At 73.0% G+C, this 17,784-nt stretch carries 19 protein-coding genes; 6 read left to right on the top strand and 13 right to left on the bottom strand.

The features are described from left to right. Positions 1 to 5: 5 nt before the first annotated feature. On the bottom strand, positions 6 to 503 hold the full coding sequence (locus ACZZY9_RS00705) for a peptide deformylase (RefSeq protein WP_463462612.1): 498 nt from the start codon (positions 501 to 503) through the stop codon (positions 6 to 8). Between the two features lie 93 nt (positions 504 to 596). Between ACZZY9_RS00705 and ACZZY9_RS00700 the strand changes: the two genes are divergently transcribed. Continuing rightward, positions 597 to 1,409, top strand: a complete 813-nt coding sequence (locus ACZZY9_RS00700; RefSeq protein WP_463462611.1) for a ParA family protein — start codon at positions 597 to 599, stop codon at positions 1,407 to 1,409. 118 nt (positions 1,410 to 1,527) lie between these two features. Here the strand turns inward: ACZZY9_RS00700 and ACZZY9_RS00695 are convergent, their stop codons facing one another. The 3 genes from ACZZY9_RS00695 to ACZZY9_RS00685 form a co-directional block, all read right to left on the bottom strand. Then, entirely contained in the window at positions 1,528 to 2,076 is a 549-nt protein-coding gene (locus ACZZY9_RS00695; protein WP_192060463.1) for a MerR family transcriptional regulator, read from the bottom strand. 157 nt (positions 2,077 to 2,233) lie between these two features. Continuing rightward, complete coding sequence (gene ftsR, locus ACZZY9_RS00690; RefSeq protein WP_463462610.1) at positions 2,234 to 2,932, bottom strand: transcriptional regulator FtsR; 699 nt, start codon at positions 2,930 to 2,932, stop codon at positions 2,234 to 2,236. Further along, positions 2,932 to 3,420, bottom strand: a complete 489-nt coding sequence (locus tag ACZZY9_RS00685; protein ID WP_192060465.1) for an FHA domain-containing protein — start codon at positions 3,418 to 3,420, stop codon at positions 2,932 to 2,934. Before ACZZY9_RS00685 ends, ftsR begins: the two co-directional genes overlap by 1 nt. 231 nt (positions 3,421 to 3,651) lie before the next feature. On the opposite strand from ACZZY9_RS00685, the gene ACZZY9_RS00680 reads away from it, so the two are divergent. Then, positions 3,652 to 5,145: a S1C family serine protease gene (locus tag ACZZY9_RS00680; RefSeq protein WP_463462609.1), complete on the top strand. Its 1,494-nt coding sequence runs from the start codon at positions 3,652 to 3,654 to the stop codon at positions 5,143 to 5,145. 58 nt (positions 5,146 to 5,203) lie between these two features. Here the strand turns inward: ACZZY9_RS00680 and ACZZY9_RS00675 are convergent, their stop codons facing one another. The 3 genes from ACZZY9_RS00675 to ACZZY9_RS00665 are packed head-to-tail and all read right to left on the bottom strand — an operon-like array spanning position 5,204 to position 7,538. Next, a complete protein-coding gene (locus ACZZY9_RS00675) occupies positions 5,204 to 6,097 on the bottom strand; it encodes an NUDIX domain-containing protein (RefSeq protein WP_463462608.1) in 894 nt (297 codons plus the stop codon). Positions 6,098 to 6,127: 30 nt separating this feature from the next. After that, positions 6,128 to 7,072 carry a DnaJ domain-containing protein gene (locus tag ACZZY9_RS00670; RefSeq protein WP_463462607.1) on the bottom strand — a complete coding sequence of 315 codons (945 nt, stop codon included), beginning with the start codon at positions 7,070 to 7,072 and terminating at the stop codon, positions 6,128 to 6,130. Between the two features lie 46 nt (positions 7,073 to 7,118). Beyond that, complete coding sequence (locus ACZZY9_RS00665) at positions 7,119 to 7,538, bottom strand: PGPGW domain-containing protein (protein WP_463462606.1); 420 nt, start codon at positions 7,536 to 7,538, stop codon at positions 7,119 to 7,121. A gap of 187 nt (positions 7,539 to 7,725) precedes the next feature. Between ACZZY9_RS00665 and ACZZY9_RS00660 the strand changes: the two genes are divergently transcribed. Together ACZZY9_RS00660 and ACZZY9_RS00655 are read left to right on the top strand one after the other, a co-directional pair. Continuing rightward, the gene (locus ACZZY9_RS00660; protein WP_463462605.1) at positions 7,726 to 8,589 is read left to right on the top strand and encodes an aldo/keto reductase; all 864 of its coding nucleotides are present in this window, start codon (positions 7,726 to 7,728) and stop codon (positions 8,587 to 8,589) included. Between the two features lie 99 nt (positions 8,590 to 8,688). Further along, positions 8,689 to 9,240 carry a YbhB/YbcL family Raf kinase inhibitor-like protein gene (locus ACZZY9_RS00655; protein ID WP_463462604.1) on the top strand — a complete coding sequence of 184 codons (552 nt, stop codon included), beginning with the start codon at positions 8,689 to 8,691 and terminating at the stop codon, positions 9,238 to 9,240. Here ACZZY9_RS00655 and ACZZY9_RS00650 read toward each other — a convergent pair. Together ACZZY9_RS00650 and ACZZY9_RS00645 are read right to left on the bottom strand one after the other, a co-directional pair. After that, on the bottom strand, positions 9,206 to 9,697 hold the full coding sequence (locus ACZZY9_RS00650) for a hypothetical protein (protein WP_463462603.1): 492 nt from the start codon (positions 9,695 to 9,697) through the stop codon (positions 9,206 to 9,208). The two genes, ACZZY9_RS00655 and ACZZY9_RS00650, sit on opposite strands and share 35 nt — an antisense overlap. Before the next feature lie 3 nt (positions 9,698 to 9,700). Next, positions 9,701 to 10,216 carry a hypothetical protein gene (locus ACZZY9_RS00645; RefSeq protein ID WP_463462602.1) on the bottom strand — a complete coding sequence of 172 codons (516 nt, stop codon included), beginning with the start codon at positions 10,214 to 10,216 and terminating at the stop codon, positions 9,701 to 9,703. A 74-nt stretch (positions 10,217 to 10,290) separates the two neighbouring features. Here ACZZY9_RS00645 and ACZZY9_RS00640 point away from each other — a divergent pair, with 74 nt between their 5' ends. Both ACZZY9_RS00640 and ACZZY9_RS00635 read left to right on the top strand, forming a co-directional pair. Next, complete coding sequence (locus ACZZY9_RS00640) at positions 10,291 to 11,064, top strand: EI24 domain-containing protein (protein WP_463462601.1); 774 nt, start codon at positions 10,291 to 10,293, stop codon at positions 11,062 to 11,064. Then, positions 11,061 to 11,921: an aldo/keto reductase gene (locus tag ACZZY9_RS00635; RefSeq protein ID WP_463462600.1), complete on the top strand. Its 861-nt coding sequence runs from the start codon at positions 11,061 to 11,063 to the stop codon at positions 11,919 to 11,921. Before ACZZY9_RS00640 ends, ACZZY9_RS00635 begins: the two co-directional genes overlap by 4 nt. A gap of 98 nt (positions 11,922 to 12,019) precedes the next feature. Here the strand turns inward: ACZZY9_RS00635 and ACZZY9_RS00630 are convergent, their stop codons facing one another. The 4 genes from ACZZY9_RS00630 to ACZZY9_RS00615 are packed head-to-tail and all read right to left on the bottom strand — an operon-like array spanning position 12,020 to position 17,762. Continuing rightward, the gene (locus ACZZY9_RS00630; RefSeq protein ID WP_192060473.1) at positions 12,020 to 13,495 is read right to left on the bottom strand and encodes an NCS2 family permease; all 1,476 of its coding nucleotides are present in this window, start codon (positions 13,493 to 13,495) and stop codon (positions 12,020 to 12,022) included. Positions 13,496 to 13,549: 54 nt separating this feature from the next. After that, positions 13,550 to 15,076 carry an ATP-binding protein gene (locus ACZZY9_RS00625; RefSeq protein WP_463462599.1) on the bottom strand — a complete coding sequence of 509 codons (1,527 nt, stop codon included), beginning with the start codon at positions 15,074 to 15,076 and terminating at the stop codon, positions 13,550 to 13,552. Continuing rightward, entirely contained in the window at positions 15,073 to 16,881 is a 1,809-nt protein-coding gene (locus ACZZY9_RS00620) for a 5-oxoprolinase subunit B/C family protein (RefSeq protein ID WP_463462598.1), read from the bottom strand. The genes ACZZY9_RS00625 and ACZZY9_RS00620 overlap by 4 nt, the downstream gene beginning before the upstream one ends. Next, entirely contained in the window at positions 16,878 to 17,762 is an 885-nt protein-coding gene (locus tag ACZZY9_RS00615; protein WP_463462597.1) for a LamB/YcsF family protein, read from the bottom strand. The genes ACZZY9_RS00620 and ACZZY9_RS00615 overlap by 4 nt, the downstream gene beginning before the upstream one ends. Positions 17,763 to 17,784: the final 22 nt, after the last annotated feature.

Genomic DNA, 17,784 nt, shown 5'->3' with positions numbered 1-17,784 from the left:
ATCGATCAGGCGCGCCACCAGTCGCTCATGCGGATCTCCCGCAGGGCCTCGCGTCGCGTGGCCGGCTCGAGCGTCATGACGTAGAGCGTGCCGTCGAGGTGATCCGTCTCGTGCTGCAGGGCCTGGGCCATCAACCCCGTGCCCTCGAGCACGACCGGCTCGCCGTCGAGGTCCACGCCCTCGACCCGGGCGAACGACCAGCGGGGAGTCGGGAACCAGAACCCGGGCACCGAGAGGCACCCCTCGTCGACGAGCTCGCGCTCGCCCGACGCCTCGACCAGCACGGGGTTCAGCACGTAGCCGACCTCGCCGTCGACGTTGTAGCTGAACGCCCGGAGGTTGACACCGATCTGCGCCGCCGCCACACCGGCACGACCCGGCTCGCGGACGGTGTCGAGCAGGTCGGCGACGAGCGACGCGAGCCGCGGGTCGCCGATCGACACGGGATCGGAGGGCGACCGGAGGACCGGGTCGCCGAACAGGCGGATGGATCTCACGCTCACGGCGTGCACCTCCAAGGTGGGAGTGGCAGGGGAATCGAGGTCGCCGACGTGGCTTTTAGGTGCTTCAACAGTAGTGAAGGTATCGTGTGGATCGTGCATGTACTCAGCGTCAGCTCTCTCAAGGGGGGCGTCGGCAAGACGACGGTGACGCTCGGACTCACGTCGGCCGCCTTCGCCAAAGGCCTCAGAACCCTCGTCGTCGACCTCGATCCGCAGTCGGACGTCTCGACCGGTCTCGACATCACCGTTGCCGGTCACCTCAACGTGGCCGACGTCCTGGCCTCGCCGAAGGAGAAGACCGTCCGAGCCGCCATCGCTCCGAGCGGTTGGACGAAGGGCAGCCAGGGCAAGGTCGACGTCATGATCGGCAGCCCGTCCGCCATCAACTTCGACGGCCCGCACCCGTCGATCCGCGACATCTGGAAGCTCGAGGAGGCACTGGCCAACGTCGAGGCCGATTACGACCTCGTCCTGATCGACTGCGCACCCTCGCTCAACGCGCTCACCCGCACGGCATGGGCGGCCTCCGACCGCGTCACCGTCGTGACCGAGCCCGGCCTGTTCAGCGTCGCCGCGGCCGACCGCGCACTCCGTGCCATCGAGGAGATCCGTCGAGGTCTCTCGCCGCGCCTCCAGCCGCTCGGGATCATCGTGAACCGCGCCCGGGTGCAGTCGATCGAGCACCAGTTCCGCATCAAGGAGCTCCGCGACATGTTCGGCCCGCTCGTCCTCAGCCCGCAGCTGCCCGAGCGCACGTCGTTGCAGCAGGCGCAGGGTGCGGCCAAGCCGCTGCACGTCTGGCCCGGCGAGAGCGCACAGGAGATGGCGCGGAACTTCGATCAGCTGCTCGAGCGCATCATGCGGACGGCCAAGATCGGCGACTACGCCGAACCCGCGCCCCGCTGATCGTCGCACCCGGCGGCGCCCACCGCTGACACGAGAAGAGCCCCCACCGGCCGGTGGGGGCTCTTCTCGTCACGGGGCCGGGTTCGTCGTCTCGGACGACGCACCGGCGCCGGGCGGATCAGCTGGCGCGGGAGTCGCGACGGGCCGCGAGCTCGTCGGACGGGTCGGCAGCCGGCGTGCTGTCGAGCTCGACCAGGCTGGTCTCGACCTCGCGCAGCACCTTGCCGACGGCGATGCCGAAGACGCCCTGGCCGCGGCTCACGAGGTCGATGACCTCGTCGTCGGAGGTGCACAGGTAGACGCTCGCACCGTCGGACATCAGCGTCGTCTGGGCCAGGTCGCTGACACCGGACTCACGGAGCTGATTGACCGCGGTGCGGATCTGCTGGAGGGAGATGCCGGTGTCGAGCAGTCGCTTGACGAGCTTGAGGACGAGGATGTCGCGGAAGCCGTAGAGCCGCTGGGAGCCGGACCCCGCCGCACTGCGGATGGTCGGCTCGACCAGCCCTGTACGGGCCCAGTAGTCGAGCTGGCGATAGCTGATGCCCGCGGCCCGGGCGGCGACCGTGCCCCGGTAGCCGCTGTCGGCGTCGAGGTCGGGCATCCCGTCGGTGAACAGCAGCCCCAGCTCGTAGCGGGACCCCTCGGGGGAACCTGACTCACTCATGCCGTTGCCTTCCGCTGTGTTCTGCCCAGACCCGGAACGTTCAACGTCGGGTTGATGGTTTGACCTGGACCCACGGTACCCACATGGGAACCTCGACCAGGCGACATTCGCGTGGAGACCTCGGCGTGTCGAGGATATTCGCCGCGCGGCCCCGCGTCTACGTGTCGAGACGGTCGAGGGCCGACCGGACGAGGGACCGCCGGACGACGTCCAGCTGCTCGGCGAGCTCGCGCGACAGCTCGGCCACGCGCGCTCGACCCGCCGCATCGCGACGCCGCGCCACCGAGGCGACGGCCGACTCGATCAGATCGAGCTCGCGTTCGGCGGCGACCCGGACGGTGCGGAGATGCCGGGGCTCGATGCCCGTCTTCCTCAGCTCGACGAGGGCGGCGAGGACGGTCACGGACTCGTCGCCGTGGTGCTCGACCGCAGGGATCAGCGACGCGGCGACGGCGTCGTCGAGGAGCGCCGGAGTCGCCCCGGTGCGGGCGATGAGCTCGTCGCGCGAGAGTCGTCGAGGGGACGTGACCAGCGAGACGCCGCCGGCCCCCGGGGGCAGTGCCGTCGGACGACCGGCATCGAGGTCGGCCAGATGCTGGCGGATGACCTTGAGCGGGAGGTAGTGATCGCGCTGGAGACCGAGGATGAAGCGGAGACGCTCGACATCGGCGGGTGAGAACTTGCGGTAGCCGGACGGGGTCCGCACCGGGGTGACGAGCTCTCGTTCTTCGAGGAACCGCAGCTTGCTGTTGCTGAGATCGGGGAACTCCGGCTTGAGTCGCGACAGCACCTGCCCGATGGTGAGGAGATCCGTCGGCCCGGTCTGCGGCGACCGAGCGGCGGCGGGTCGGGGCACTACTGGATCGCCAGGTGCGCCAGGTCGACGCGCGATGCGTAGAACGTCAGACGGAACTTGCCGACCTGCACCTCAGCACCATCGCTCAGAAGGGCCTCGTCGATGCGGACGCCGTCGAAGTAGGTGCCGTTCAGCGAACCGAGGTCGACGACGCTGAAGGAGGTGCCCTGGCGACGGAACTCGGCGTGCTTCCGACTGACGGTGACGTCGTCGAGGAAGATGCCGGCATCGGGGTGACGACCGGCCACGGTGACGTCCGAGTCGAGGAGGAAGCGCGCGCCGATGTTCGGGCCGCGACGGACGACCAGGAGCGCCGAGCCGGACGGGAGCGCCGCGACGGCATCGCGCTCGTCGGTCGAGACGCCACCCTCGAGGGCCGCCAGCTGCGCCTGGAACTCCTCGTTGAAGCTCAGGGTGGTGTCGACCTCGCGATGGGCGCCCTGAGCACCGGGGTGCTCGCCGGGTACCTGATTGGCGTGCTCTGCCATCGTGGACCTCCTTCGGCCTCCCAGCGTATCGGAAGTCGGGACCCCGTCCGCAACGTCGGGGGCGGAACGGCTCTCGCGGAGGACGGCGTCATCCCGGAGGCGGACCGGCCCGCGCCTCCTGGGCTGGTCCTCACGGAACTCCCCACCGCCTCCGAGGTCGGTCATAGGGATTCCTTGGGAACGGGAGCTTCTCTTGTCTCACCGCACCACCACCGCACCTGGAGGCACCCCATGAACGACCACGAGAGCGACACGACCGACGGAACCGACGGCGCAGCCGGACGCCCCACCGACGACGCGGCGACGACGCCGACGCCGACACCCCCGGCGGACGCCCGCACCCTGCCCCACGTCACCGGCTCGTCGGACGCCCGCTACGTGAACGCGCCGTCGTCGGCGGGCGCGCCCGACCCGTCGCACCAGTCGTACGACGCGAGCCCGTCGGCGGGGCCGACCACCGCCTCCGGCGCGGAGTCGGTCCCCGCCGCGTTCGCACGCCCCCGGGAGACCCGCCGCCCGAAGCGCTGGATGCTGCTGACCGGCGCGGCCGCGGCCCTCGTGCTCGGCGCCGGCGGGGCGGGAGGCGCGGCCTACGCCATCGGGCACACCGCCGGCATCGCGGCGGCCCAGGCGGCGTCGCAGCAGCAGTCGATCGAGCTCGCCCCGCAGTACACGTCGCCCGAGGGCGGGACGGGCACGTCCCCGTTCGGAGACGGTCGGGGCACCGGCGGGACGCAGGGCGGCACGGGCGACGGAGCGCAGGGCGGCACGCAGGGCTCCGCGGGCGGCACCGAGTCGAGCGCCACCGCAGCCACGTCGGACGAGACGGCCGGCGTGGTGACGATCGTCTCCACCTTGAACTACGACGACTCGTACAAGTCGGCGGGCACCGGCATGATCCTCGACGCCGACGGACTCATCCTGACGAACAACCACGTCGTGCAGGGCGCCACGAGCATCGAGGTGACCGACGAGACGACCGGGCGCTCGTACACCGCCGACGTCGTGGGGACCGACGCCACGAACGACGTCGCCGTCCTGCAGCTGCAGGACGCCTCGGGGCTCACCCCCGTCTCGTTCGGCGACTCCGACTCCGTGTCGGTCGACGACGCCGTGCACTCCACGGGCAACGCCGAGGGCACGGGCGACCTCGTGACCGCCGCGGGCAGCGTGCTCGCCACCGACCAGTCGATCCAGGTGCAGAGCGAGACGGGCACCGGCGGCGAGTCGCTCTCGGGCCTGATCGAGATCCAGTCGGACGTCGTGTCCGGCGACTCCGGCGGGCCGCTGCGCGACTCCGACGGCGACGTCGTCGGGATCGTGACGGCCGCCTCCTCGGGCACCACCCCGATCACGGGCTACGCCATCCCGATCGACGACGCGCTGAGCATCGCCAAGCAGATCGTCGCCGGGAACGGCAGCGACACGATCCGGATCGGGCTGCCGCCGTTCCTCGGAGCGCAGATCTCGCAGACGGCGACGGGCGCCGCCACGACCGGCGTGCCCATCGCCGGAACCGTCGCGGGCAGCGCCGCGGAGTCGGCGGGCCTCGTCGCCGGCGACACGATCACCGCTCTCGACGGCACCCCCGTCGCCGACGCGTCGGCTCTCACCGCGGCCGTGCAGGCCCACGAGTCGGGCGACAGCGTCTCGCTCGCCTGGACCGACGCCGCCGGCGCCTCGCACACCGCCACGGTCACCCTGGGCGACGGCCCCGCCGCCTGAGCCGCAGCACCGTCGACGAGCCCGTCACCGCCCTCGTGGCGGCGGCGGGCTCTCGGCGTCAGTCGCCGGCGAGAGCGGCGAGGAGGCGCCTCGGACCCACGACGCTCGCCCCGAGGCGCTCGACGCGACCGGCCAGCTCGCGGTCGGCCGTGACCACGACGACCCGCGCCTCCGGAGACCGCTGCCTCAGCTGCTCGACGTGGGCGACGATGGCCCCGTCGCCGTCGCCCGGGGCGCGCACGACGTCGATCGAGGCGTCCGACGACTCGGCGGCCCGGGCATCGCCCTCGAGCACCACGGTCGTCTCGGGCCACCACGAGGTCGGCGCGCCGGGCCCCTGTGGCGACCCGTCGAGGACCAGCGACGCCGGCAGGCCGACGGTCTGCGCCGCGGCCAGGTCGTCGAGGAGGCGCGTGGCGGCCCCCGCACGATCGCGCCACCACCCGTCGGGTCGCGAGCCGACGACGTTCGCCGCGTCGACGACGAGGCGCACGTCGAGATCGAGATGGGCCGAGAGACCCGGCCAGGACGTCGCGAAGCCGGGGTGCAGCGGCAGGCCGTCGATCTCGGCGCGCGGCACCCACCGGAGCTCGAGGCTCTCGGCATCGGCCACGACGGCGTCGAAGGGGGTCACCACGCGGGCGACGATGGTGGAGTACGACCAGAAGCCGAGATCGAGCGCCGAGGCGAAGAGCAGCCGCAGGGACTCCGCCGGGACGGCGGCCTCCTCGCCGCTCTCGCGGAGCGCGCCCTCGACCGCGGACTCGTCGAACTGGCGGGCGCCGCCGGGCAGACCCCAGGTGCCGCCGAAGTGGCTCCACTCGGCGCGATGCTGAAGCAGGACGCGGTCGTCGGCGTCGATGGCGAGCAGGCCCGCAGCCCCCGCTCGGCCCCAGAATCGTCGGCCGTCAGGACTCTCGACCCAGCCGTCGGCCGGTCCGTGGATGGTCACGGGTCGAGCTTGCCACATGCGCGCACGGCGTCAGACGAAACGGACGGTCTGCTGCAGACGATCGCGGATCTCGAAGACGTCGGAGATCGTCGTGCGGTCGGACAGGTCGGGCCCGTGCCTCAGCACCTGCGGCAGCAGCGAGCGGCGGAGCACGAACGTGCCCCCGCGGCGACCCCGACCGGCCGGCTCGAGCGCGGCTGCGAAGTCGTCGTCGGGCACCACGATCAGCTGATGCGTGAACGAGACCCGGGTGTCGCGGCGCACGGCCCGAGCCTGACGCGTGAGGTCTCGGACGGGGTGCTCGTGCTCGGGGATGCCTGCGCCGACGAGCTCGCCCTTCGTCAGCGAGACCTCGCTGCCCCAGTCGGACGACTGGATCGCGAACAGACCGGCGGGCCCGAGCACGATGTGATCGAGCTTGCCCTCGGCCCCGGCGTCGACATCGCTCCAGATCGTGAAGGCGATGCCGAGGTCGGTGACCGTGGCCACCGTGGCCTCCTCGGCGAGGGCGTCGGCGAGCACGTGCCGGATCTCAGGAGGCGCGGTGCGGACGAGTCGCTCGTCGTACGGGTCGTCGAGAGGGACGCCCCGACCGACCCACTCGCGCATGAGGCCGAGATACCGCTCGCGGTTGGCTCCGCCCGGATGCCCGTGGACACGAGCCCGGGGCTTCGAGTCGGTGCGCGCGGTCTCCCGCGACGGCGGCGCCCAGCCGGGGGCGGCGCCCGCCGTGCGGGCGGAAGAGGACGACGGCGAGGACGACGGTCGCCGACGGTCGTAGGCGGCCCGGGCCTCGGGGGTGCCGATCTGCTCCCACGCGAGCTGGAGGGATCGGAAGGCCGACGCGCTGCCGCCGAGGTCGGGGTGGGTCTCGCGGGCGAGACGCCGGTAGGCACGACGCAGGTCGTCGTCGGAGGCGGCGGCCGGGACGCCGAGCACCTCGTACGGGGTCGAGGAGGCGGGGCTGGGCGTCACGACGACGAGGATACCGGGGGGCGGCTGGACGTCCGGATGCGGATGGTCAGCGGGTCGCCGGACCCGTCGACCGGCCCCCACGAGCGGCCCGAGCCGCACGCCACGCGCGCCACCGCAGGAGGAGACGGTGCGCGACGCGACGCAGCGCGAGCGAGATGCGGTGCGCGAGCGGGAACTCGGTGCCGAGGATGGCGACGCCGACGAACACGATCAGCCAGCCCGGACCGGGCAGCGGCACGAGGACGAGACCGAGCACGACGACGAACAGCCCGACCAGGGCAACCCCGACCTTGTACAGCCAGCGGAGGCGGGGGAACGCATCGAGACGCGCCCGCTGCCGGCGGTAGGAGGCGCGGAAGCGGCCACCCCCGCCCGACGAGCCGGAGCCCGACCGGTCGGACCCCGGAGAGGTCGCGCGGACCATCGGCGTCGAGTGGCGCGGGTCGCCCGGGGCGTCGGAGATCATGTCGAGACCATACGGCGCGGCCCTGGCAGAGACCGTCGTGGCGACTGCCAAGCGGCTGAGTGGCGGGCCGTCGGGCGGTGGGAGGCGTAGTCAGGACGGATGCACGACATGCACCCCGCACGGACGGGGTGCGTTCCCGGGCACCGCACGTCGTCGGAGGACGCCGCGTGGTGAGAAGGAGAGACCCATGAGAACGAGAACCATCGGAGACGTGACGGTCAGCGCCGTCGGACTGGGCGCCATGCCCCTGTCGATCGAGGCGCGCCCCGACGAGCGCCAGGCCGTGGCCACCATCCACGCCGCGCTCGAGCAGGGCATCACCCTGATCGACACCGCGGACGCGTACCACCAGGCTGGCGCGCACGAGGTCGGTCACAACGAGGAGCTGATCGCGCGGGCGCTGGCCGGGTTCCACGGCGACACGTCGGACGTGCTCGTCGCCACCAAGGGCGGCCATCTGCGGCCGACCGAGGGCGCCTGGGCGCAGAACGGCGACCCCGCCTACCTGAAGGAGGCGGCCAAGGCCTCCGCGAAGCGCCTCGGTGTGGACGCCATCGGGCTGTACCAGTTCCACCGCCCCGACCCGGCCGTCCCGTACGCGGATTCGATCGGCGCGCTCGCCGAACTGCTGGACGAGGGCGTCATCCGGATGGCGGGCATCTCGAACGCCACCGTCGAGCAGATCCGCGAGGCGAACACGGTGCTCGACAACCGCCTGGTCTCGGTGCAGAACCAGTACTCGCCGGCCTTCCGGTCGAGCGAGGTGGAGCTGGCCCTCTGCGACGAGCTCGGCATCGCCTTCCTGCCCTGGAGCCCGCTCGGCGGCATCACCGACGCCGCGGAGCTCGGCGCGAAGCACTCCGTCTTCGCCGAGATCGCCAACGCGCGCCGCGTGACCCCGCAGGTGCTGACGCTCGCCTGGGAGCTGGCGAAGTCGGAGCTCGTCATCCCCATCCCCGGCGCGCGCCGACCGCAGACGATCATGAACTCCGCGACGGCCCCGACGATCAAGCTGTCCGCCGACGAGATCCAGCGTCTCGACGCGGCCTGACGCACCGGAGACCGGCGCCGGCATCCCGCCGGCGCCGGTCTCGACACATCGCGGACACGACCCCGCCACGAACCGACCCGACCCGACCCGAGGAGCACCATGACCGAGTCACACTTCGACCGCCCGTACGACATCATCGCCGAGGTGCCGTCGTTCGACCTCACGAGCACCGACGTCCAGGACGGCGGTGAACTGGGCCGGGCCCAGGTCAGCGGCCTGATAGGCCCCGGCGGCGACGACGCCAGCCCGCAGCTGAGCTGGAGCGGCGCACCCGAGGGCACGAAGAGCTTCGCCGTGACCGTGTACGACCCCTACGCCCCGACCGGATCGGGCTTCTGGCACTGGGCCGTCGCGGACCTCCCAGCGGGTACCACGTCGCTCCCCTCGGGTGCGGGCGACGACGAGGGGTCGGGCCTGCCCGACGGCGCCATCCAGCTGAAGAACGACGCCGGCATGGCCCGCTTCGTCGGTGCCGCGCCGCCCGCCGGGCACGGACCGCACACCTACTTCGTGGCGGTGCACGCCCTCGACGTCGAGACGCTGGGGATCGACGGCTCGGCCAGCCCCGCCTACCTGGGCTTCAACCTGCACTTCCACACCCTGGGGCGGGCCGTCATCAGCGCGACGTTCGAGGTTCCGGCCGGGTCGTGAACTCGAGACCCGAGTCGACCAGGGCGAAGTAGCCCTCGGGCGTCCGGTGCCAGAGGGCACGGAGCGCCAGGGGGCCGCCGGTCATCCGGTCGAGGAGACCCAGCGCCCAGGTCTCGACGCCGAGCCGGTCGGTGATGTCGTCGTCCGGCGTCTGCCAGACCAGCACCACCTGGCGGGCCCGGACGCGGAGGCCCTGGTGCCGCAGCATGTCGACGAACTGGTCGAGTTCGGACGCCCGCGGCAGGCGCGGGGCGTTGTGCAGGCGACCGGCCGGAGAGAGCTGCTCGCCGGCCTCGCCGAGGAACACGACGTGCACGACCTCGCGGTCGCAGGCCTCGGCGCAGAGCTCGGCGGCGTACGCGTCGGCCGTGTCGGGATCGGCGTCGGGGGCGAGGGCGGGCAGCCTCAGGTGCTCGGGGTCGGGGTCGAGGGGGATCTCGGGGCCTCGGACTCGCACCTCTCAGCCCGCCAGGACGAGTCGAGACACGTCGGTCGGAGTCCGTCGCATCGGTGGATGGATCGTCAACCCGCCGGGATCGACGCAGGAGAGGATGGCCTGGGCCCAGCGCTGGTCGTCGAACGACGCCGACAGCGACTCGTCGTCGCTCTGCCAGACCAGCAGGACCGAGGCCGCCTCGACCCACCCGGCGACTTCGACGATGCGCGTGGCGTAGAGCTCCGCCTCGCCGCGGGTCGGCACGGCCGGACATCCGCTGACGGCGATCGGCGGCGCGAGAGGGACGCCGTCGTCGTCGAGGTACATCCAGAGGATCGCGCGCATGTCGCACGGCTCGAGGCAGAAGTCGTCGACGAAGTCGGCCAGCTCTTCGTCGGTGGGCAGAGGGGCGAGGGTGGGTGGATACGTCTCGAGAGCTGTCATGGGAACGAGGATGCCCAGCACGGCGACCGCGCCGAGGCGGGCGACGGGGCGGCTGTGGAGAGGGTCGACGTCGACCGGATGGGGAGGGGAGGACACGGGCCGGGCTGTGGAGGACGCGGGACGACGCGGACGACCGGACCCGCGCCTCCTCGGCTCGGTACTCTCTCGGGGTGGACGTGGTCAGGGAGTTCCTCGCCGGTGTCGGCCTGCTCGGACGCGGCCTGCGACTCTGGGGCACGTCGCCGCGCCTGATGCTGCTCGGCGCCGTCCCGGCGCTCGTCGTCGGCGCCGTGTTCGTCGGGCTCGTCGTCGTCGTGGGATTCGCCGCCGACGACATCGCCGTGACCGTGACCCCCTTCGCCCGGGACTGGTCGGAGTGGGCGCGGACGGCCGCCCGCCTCGTCGCCGGGCTGGCCGTGACGGCGCTCGCCGTGCTGCTGGCCGTCGTCGCCTTCACCGCGGTGACGCTGCTGGTCGGCGACCCGTTCTACGAGCGCATCTGGCGTCGGGTCGAGGAGCGCGAAGGCGATGCCCCCGCCGAGGTCGACCGCGGCTTCTGGGCCGGTCTCGCCCGCAGCGCCGGCGACTCGGTGCGCCTGCTGATCGCCACCGGCGGAGTCGGGCTCCTGCTGTTCGTCGGTGGATTCGTACCCGTGGTCGGCCAGACGGCGATCCCCGTGCTGGGCGCCCTGACGGGAGGCTGGTTCCTGGCGGTCGAGCTCACGGGCTACGCCTTCGACGCCCGGGGTCGGAGCCTCCGCGAGCGACGGCGGCTCCTGGCCACGCGGCGAGCCCGCACCCTCGGTCTCGGCACGGCCACGTACCTGCTCTTCTTCGTGCCCTTCGGAGCCGTCGCCGTCATGCCCGCCGCCGTGGCCGCCGCCACCCTCCTCTCACGAGAGGTGCTCGCCCAGCAGCCCGGCGACTACCATCGCTCCGCATGACGACCCCCGCCTCCCCCACCAACCCGTCGGTGCCGCTTCCCGACGGTCGCGTCGTGCCCGCACTCGGCCAGGGCACCTGGCGACTGGGCGACGACCCCCGCCGCCGAGACACCGAGATCGCAGCGCTGCGCGCCGGCATCGACGCCGGCCTGACGCTGATCGACACGGCCGAGATGTACGGGCAGGGGGCGTCGGAGAGCCTCGTCGGCGAGGCGATCGCCGGTCGGCGCGACGAGGTGTTCCTCGTGAGCAAGGTGCTGCCGGGGAACGCCTCGCGCCGCGGCACGATCGAGGCCTGTCACGCGAGTCTCGGGCGACTGGGCGTCGAACGGCTCGACCTCTACCTGCTGCACTGGCGCGGCGGGCACCCGCTGACCGACACCGTGGAGGCGATGGAGGCGCTGGTCGCCGAGGGATCGATCGGCGGCTGGGGGGTCAGCAACTTCGACGTCGACGACATGACCGAGCTCGTCGGCCCCGCCGGGGGCGCGAACGTGCAGACGAACCAGGTGCTCTACAACCTCGCCCACCGCGGCCCGGAGTTCGACCTGCTGCCCTGGTCGCGCGACCACGGCATGCCGCTCATGTCGTACTCCCCCGTCGACAGCGGCGAGCTGCTCGACCACCCCGTGCTGACCTCGGTCGCCGCCGACCTCGGCGCCACGCCGGCGCAGGTCGCCCTCGCCTGGGTGCTCCGACTCGCCCCGGACATGCTCGCGGCCGTCAAGGCCGGGACGACCGGGCACGCGCTCGAGAACGCGGCGGCGCTCGCCGTCGACCTCGACGACCAGGCTTTCGTGCAGCTCGAACGGGCGTTCCCAGCCCCGTCGGGACCGGTTCCGCTCGAGATGCGCTGACCCGCGCCTCCTCGGCTCGGGCGTCGCCGGGTCGACGACTCGCTCACCGGCGGGTCGCCGGATCGCCGCCTCGCCGACCGGCGACGGGCAGCAGTCCGCTACCGGGCCAGTAGAGCCTCGATCGGCCCGCGCACGAAGTAAACCAGGAACCCGGCGGCGACGATCCACAGCAGCGGGCTGATGCCCCGCGCCTTGCCCGAGAACGCGCGGACCAGCACCCAGCTGATGAAGCCCGCGCCGATGCCGTTGGCGATCGAGTAGGTCAGCGGCATCACGATGATCGTGAGGAAGACGGGCAGGGCGACGGAGAAGTCGGTCCAGTCGATGTCGCGGATCTGCGAGACCATCAGCGCACCGACGATGACGAGCGCGGCCGACGCGACCTCGAGCGGCACGACCTGCGTGAGCGGCGTGAAGAACATCGCCAGGATGAAGAGCAGACCGGTGACCACCGAGGCGAACCCGGTGCGCGCACCCTCGCCGATTCCCGAGGCCGACTCGACGAAGACCGTGTTCGACGACGAGCTGGTCGCGCCGCCGGCGACCGCGCCGATGCCCTCGACGACCAGCGCCGAGCGCAGCCGCGGGAACGTGCCCTTGTCGTCGGCGACCTCGGAAGCCTTCGCGAGACCGGTCATGGTGCCCATGGCGTCGAAGAAGTTCGTGAAGACCAGGGTGAAGACGAGCATGACGGCCGAGAGGACGCCGATGCGGGCGAAGGCGCCGAAGCTGACGTCGCCGATCAGCGACAGGTCGGGGAGGGCGATGATCTGCGTGGGCAGCACGGGGGCGTTCAGGTTCCACTTGTCGGCGTCCTGACCGAGCGACGGCCCCACGCGGAAGATCGACTCGAGCACGATCGACACGATCGTCGTGCCCACGATGCCGATGAGGATGGCGCCCTTGACGCGACGGGCCATCAGGACGGCGATCGCGATGAGTCCGATCACGAAGGTGAGCGTCGGCAGGCTGGCGATCGACCCGGCGTCGCCGAGCTGCACCGGCGGCGAGGCCGATCCGCTCGGGCGCACGAAGCCGGAGTCGACGAGACCGATGAAGGCGATGAAGAGGCCGATGCCGACCGTGATCGCGGTCTTGAGGGCGGCCGGGACGGCGTTGAAGATCAACCCGCGGAGCCCCGTGACGGCGAGGATCGTGATGACGAGGCCGTTGATGACCACCAGCCCCATCGCCTCGGGCCAGGTGACGTCGTTCACGACGTTGACGGCGAGGAACGAGTTGATGCCGAGCCCCGCGGCGAAGGCGAACGGGAGGCGCGCGACCGTTCCGAACAGGATGGTCATCACCCCCGCGGTGAGGGCCGTGACCGCGGCGACCTGGTCGTTCTGCAGCCAGCCGCCCGTGACGTCCTGTGCGGCCTGGTCGGCGCTGAAGCCGCCGAGGATCAGCGGGTTCAGGATGACGATGTACGCCATCGTGACGAAGGTCACGATGCCGCCGCGGAACTCCCGTGCGAACGACGAGCCTCGGGCCGTGATCTCGAAGTAGCGATCGAGACGGCCGGCGGGCCTCGTGGGTGTCGTGGCGGGGCCGGTGGGCGCGGACGTGGTCATGAGGCGACTCCGAGGTGGGGGACGTGGCCCGGCGGCCGCGGGCAGACGCCCATCTTAGAGCGGCGGACGATCGCCCTCCGTCGTCGACGCCGCGACGAGGGCGGCCACGACCTCGGACGACGCCAGCGCGGCTGACAGGGCGACCTCGACCCGCCTGCCGTCGACCTCGATCCAGCTGCGGACGGGGCCCGGCCCGCGACCGCCCGGCGGCGTGGCGACCGCGAGGGCGTCGAGGCCGTCGAGCTCGGTCTCGATCCAGCGGGTGTGCACCCCGAACCGCCCGCCGTCGGCGGTGAACGCCCCCTCGTCGAGCAGCAGACGGTGGAACGGCACGGTCGTCGCCGGCCCGACGACGTCGAGATCGGAGAGCGCTCGTCGGGCCCGCCGCAGCGCCTCGTCGCGATCGCGACCGCTGGCCGTGACGGTCAGGAGGAGCGAGTCGCGCCCCGCGGGCACCGCACCGCCGGACACCACGCCGGGATCGACCCGGACCCCGGGGCCGCCGGGCAGCGACAGGGCGGTGACCGCGGCGTCGGTCGGCAGGAAGCCCCGCCCCGCGTCTTCGGCGGTGACACGGAAGGTGATGCTGTGACCGAGCACGGGCGGCTGGTCGTCGACCTCGAGGGGACGGTCGGCGGCGACGAGCAGCTGCTGCCGGACGAGGTCGACCCCCGTCGACTGCTCCGTCGCGGCGTGCTCGACGGCCAGGGCCGTGCCGAACTCGAGGAACGAGACCGCACCGGCCTGCGAGACGAGGAACTCGACCGTGCCGGCCCCCCGGTACTCGACCGCACCCGCGATCGACCGCGCGGTCTCGACGACCGTGTCGCGCTGCGCGTCGGTCAGGAACGGCGCGGGCGACTCGGCGACGAGCTTCTGATGACGTCGCTGCACCGAGCAGTCGCGCACGTCGACGACGACCACCCCGCCGCGACCGTCGCCGAGCACCTGGGCCTCGACGTGCCGCGGCCGGTCGACGTACTGCTCGACGAAGCACTCGCCGCGACCGAAGACCGCCGCCGACTCGCGCACCGCGGAGTCGAAGAAGTCGGCGACCTCGTCGAGGCGGCGGGCGACGCGGAGGCCCAGCCCTCCCCCGCCGTGAGCGGCTTTGAGGGCGATCGGCATGCCGTGCCGCTGAGCGAACACGACGGCGTCGGAGGCGCTCTCGATCGGCCCCGCCGTGCCGACGACCAGCGCCGCGCCGACCGAGTCGGCGAGGGCGCGCGTGGCGATCTTGTCGCCCAGCGTCTCCATCGTCTCGGGGGTCGGGCCGATCCAGGTCAACCCGGCGGCGACCACGCGGCGCGCGAACTCGGCGTTCTCGGAGAGCGGGCCGCAGCCGGGGTGGACGGCGTCGGCTCCGCTGCGACGCGCGACCCCGATCAGGGCGTCCATGTCGAGGTAGGCGTCGAGAGCGTCGCCGGTGTCGAGGGCCCACGCCTCGTCGGCGGCCCGGACGTGGAGGGCCTCGGCGTCGTCGACCGCATGCACCGCGACCGAGCCGAGGTCGAGTTCGGCGCAGGCGCCCGCGATGCGGACGGCGATCAGACCGCGCTCGGCGATGAGGACCTTCTTCACGCCTCGTCACCTCGCTCGGGCACGGCGGCCGGCGGCCCGATGGGTGCGGTGTCGGCGGCTTCGGCCCCTGGCGACGAGGCCGCAGCGGCCGCAGCGGCGCGGCCGGTCAGCGCCGGGCCGGGCACGGCGCGGAAGCGCACCCGGGCGCCGATCGGCACCTGAGCGGCGCGGTCGAGCTGATCGCCGACCACGCAGGCGACGACCGGGTACCCGCCGGTGACGGGGTGGTCGGCCATGAACAGGACCGGCTGCCCGTCGGGCGGGATCTGCAGGGCGCCCGAGACCGTGGCCTCGCTGTCGAGCTCGTCGCTCACGGCGCGGTCGAGCGGGACCGCGCCCTCGAGCCGGAGCCCGATGCGGTTCGACTGCGGCGTGACCGTCCACTCCTGCTCGGTCAGGCGGGCGAGCGCCTCGTCGGTGAACCAGTCGTCGCGGGGTCCGAGCACGACGTCGAGAAACGTCACCTCGTCGGGCCCCGAGACGTTCCGCTGCACGTGAGGGGCCGCGGCGGCCACCGACTCGGACCACCCGCGCGCCACGACGAGCTCGTCGCCGGCCTGCAGACGCTCGGGCCCGAGCCCGGCCATGACGTCGCCGGACGCGCTGTCGAGCACCGGGTCGACGAGCCAGCCGCCTCGGACGGCGAGGTACGAGTAGACGCCCCGAGGAGGCGCGCCCACCTCGAGCACGTCGCCGTCGTCGAGCGCGAAGGGGGCTCCGACGACGCCGGTGATCCGGTCGCCGCCACGGTCGACGGTGATGGCGACGGGCGCCCCGGCGATCGCCACGACGAGGTCGCCCCGAGCCGTGGCCACGAGACCCCCGTAGGCCATCTCGAGGGCCGGGGACCCGGTGGACGAGCCGACGAGCCGGTTGGCCTCGCGGAGCGCCCGGTGGTCCATCGCGCCCGATCGCGAGACGCCGAGACCCGACCGGCCGGGGCGCCCCAGGTCCTCGATGATGCTGAACGGCCCGGGAGCCGACACGACGAGCGCGCGGGTCGGCGACACCGCCGGGTCCGCCGCGTGCTCGACCGTGGCGGCGCGGAGCGCGACGGAAGCCGTCGTCGGGGAGCCGACCCGTGCCTCCTCGGTGCGGTCGTCGCCGTGGGGCGTCGTGACGTCGTCGAGATCGACGCCGCCCTCGCGCTCCGGCACAGCGACGAAGCGGACGCGCATGCCCGGCTGCAGGAGGGCGGGGACCCGCTCGGAGAGATCCCACATCGGGACGGTCGTCCGACCGAGGAGCTGCCAGCCGCCCGGGCTCTCTCGCGGGTAGACGCCGGAGAAGCCCGCGGCGAGGGCGACGGCGCCCGCGGGCACGGCGGTGCGCGGGACGTCCCGCCGGGGCACGTCGAGAGCCGGGTCGCCGCCCGAGAGGTAGGCGAAGCCGGGCGCGAAGCCGGTGAACGCGACGGTGTGCACGGCGTCCGTGTGGCGCCGCACGACCTCGTCGACGCTCAGCCCGGTGAGACGCGCCACCTCGTCGAGATCGGCCCCGTCGTAGTGCACGGGGATCTCGACGAGTCGACCGCTGGTCGCCGCGTCGCGGGACTTCGGCAGCGAGCGGATCACGGCGAGCAGCGACCGCACGGGCAGGAGGCTGGGCAGGAACCGCACCGCGACCGTCCGCGCCGCGGGCACGACGTCGAGCAGACCGGCGACGGGCTGCGCGAGCAGTGCTCCGAACAGCGCCAGCGACTCGTCGAGCCCGCCGGTCTCGATCAGGATGCCGTCGGTGCCGAGCGGGAGCACCCGCAGGCGCGCGATCGCCGACTGGAGGTCGACCCCGTGGTCGTCGCTCACGACGTCGACCCGGCGGCGGCATCGGCCGAGGGCTGGAGCGGGAGCGGGAGCGCTGCGGTCTGCGGCGACGGCGGGACGGCGGCCTCGGTGGCCGCGACCTGACGCGGGACGGCGACGAACGAGCGGACGTCGACGCCCGCCGCCTCGAGAGCCGTGCGCAGCCCGGCGGCGATCGCGACGGCGCCGGGGGTGTCGCCGTGCACGCAGACCGACTCGGCCCGGAGTTCGAGATCGGTGCCGTCGACGGCCCGGATGCGCCCCGTCTCGACGAGCCGCAGCACGCGGTCGACGATCTCGGCGGGGTCGTGCAGCACGGCGCCGGGGCTCGTGCGCGGGACGAGTCGGCCGTCGGGCGTGTAGGCCCGGTCGGCGAAGGCCTCGGCGATGGTCGACAGCCCCGCCTCGGTCGCCCGGACCAGCAGCGGCGAACCCGCCAGGCCCACGAGCACCAGGCCGGGGTCGACCCGCGTGACAGCCTCGACGACGGCACGGGCGTGCCGACGACCGCGCTCGTCGTCGCCCGCGATCACCGAGTACAGCGCGCCGTGCGGCTTGACGTAGCGGACCGTGGCCCCGACCGACGCCGCGACCCCGGTCAGCGCACCGATCTGGTAGACGACGTCGCCGACCAGCTCGGCCTCGGAGGCGTCGACGAACCGGCGCCCGAAGCCCGCGAGATCCCGGTACGAGACGTGGGCGCCCACGGCGACGCCGCGTCGGTGCGCCGCGTCGACCACGGCGGTCATGGTCAGGGGGTCGCCCGCGTGGAACCCGCAGGCGACGTTGGCGCTCGTGACCGCGGCGAGCATCGCGTCGTCGTCGCCGAGAGTCCAGCGACCGTAGCCCTCGCCGAGGTCGGCGTTCAGGTCGATGGTCGTCATGCGGGGCCTTCCGTGCGGCTCG

The organism is Frigoribacterium sp. AC394 (assembly GCF_979258095.1).
This window is presented reverse-complemented; position numbering and strand designations above follow the sequence as displayed.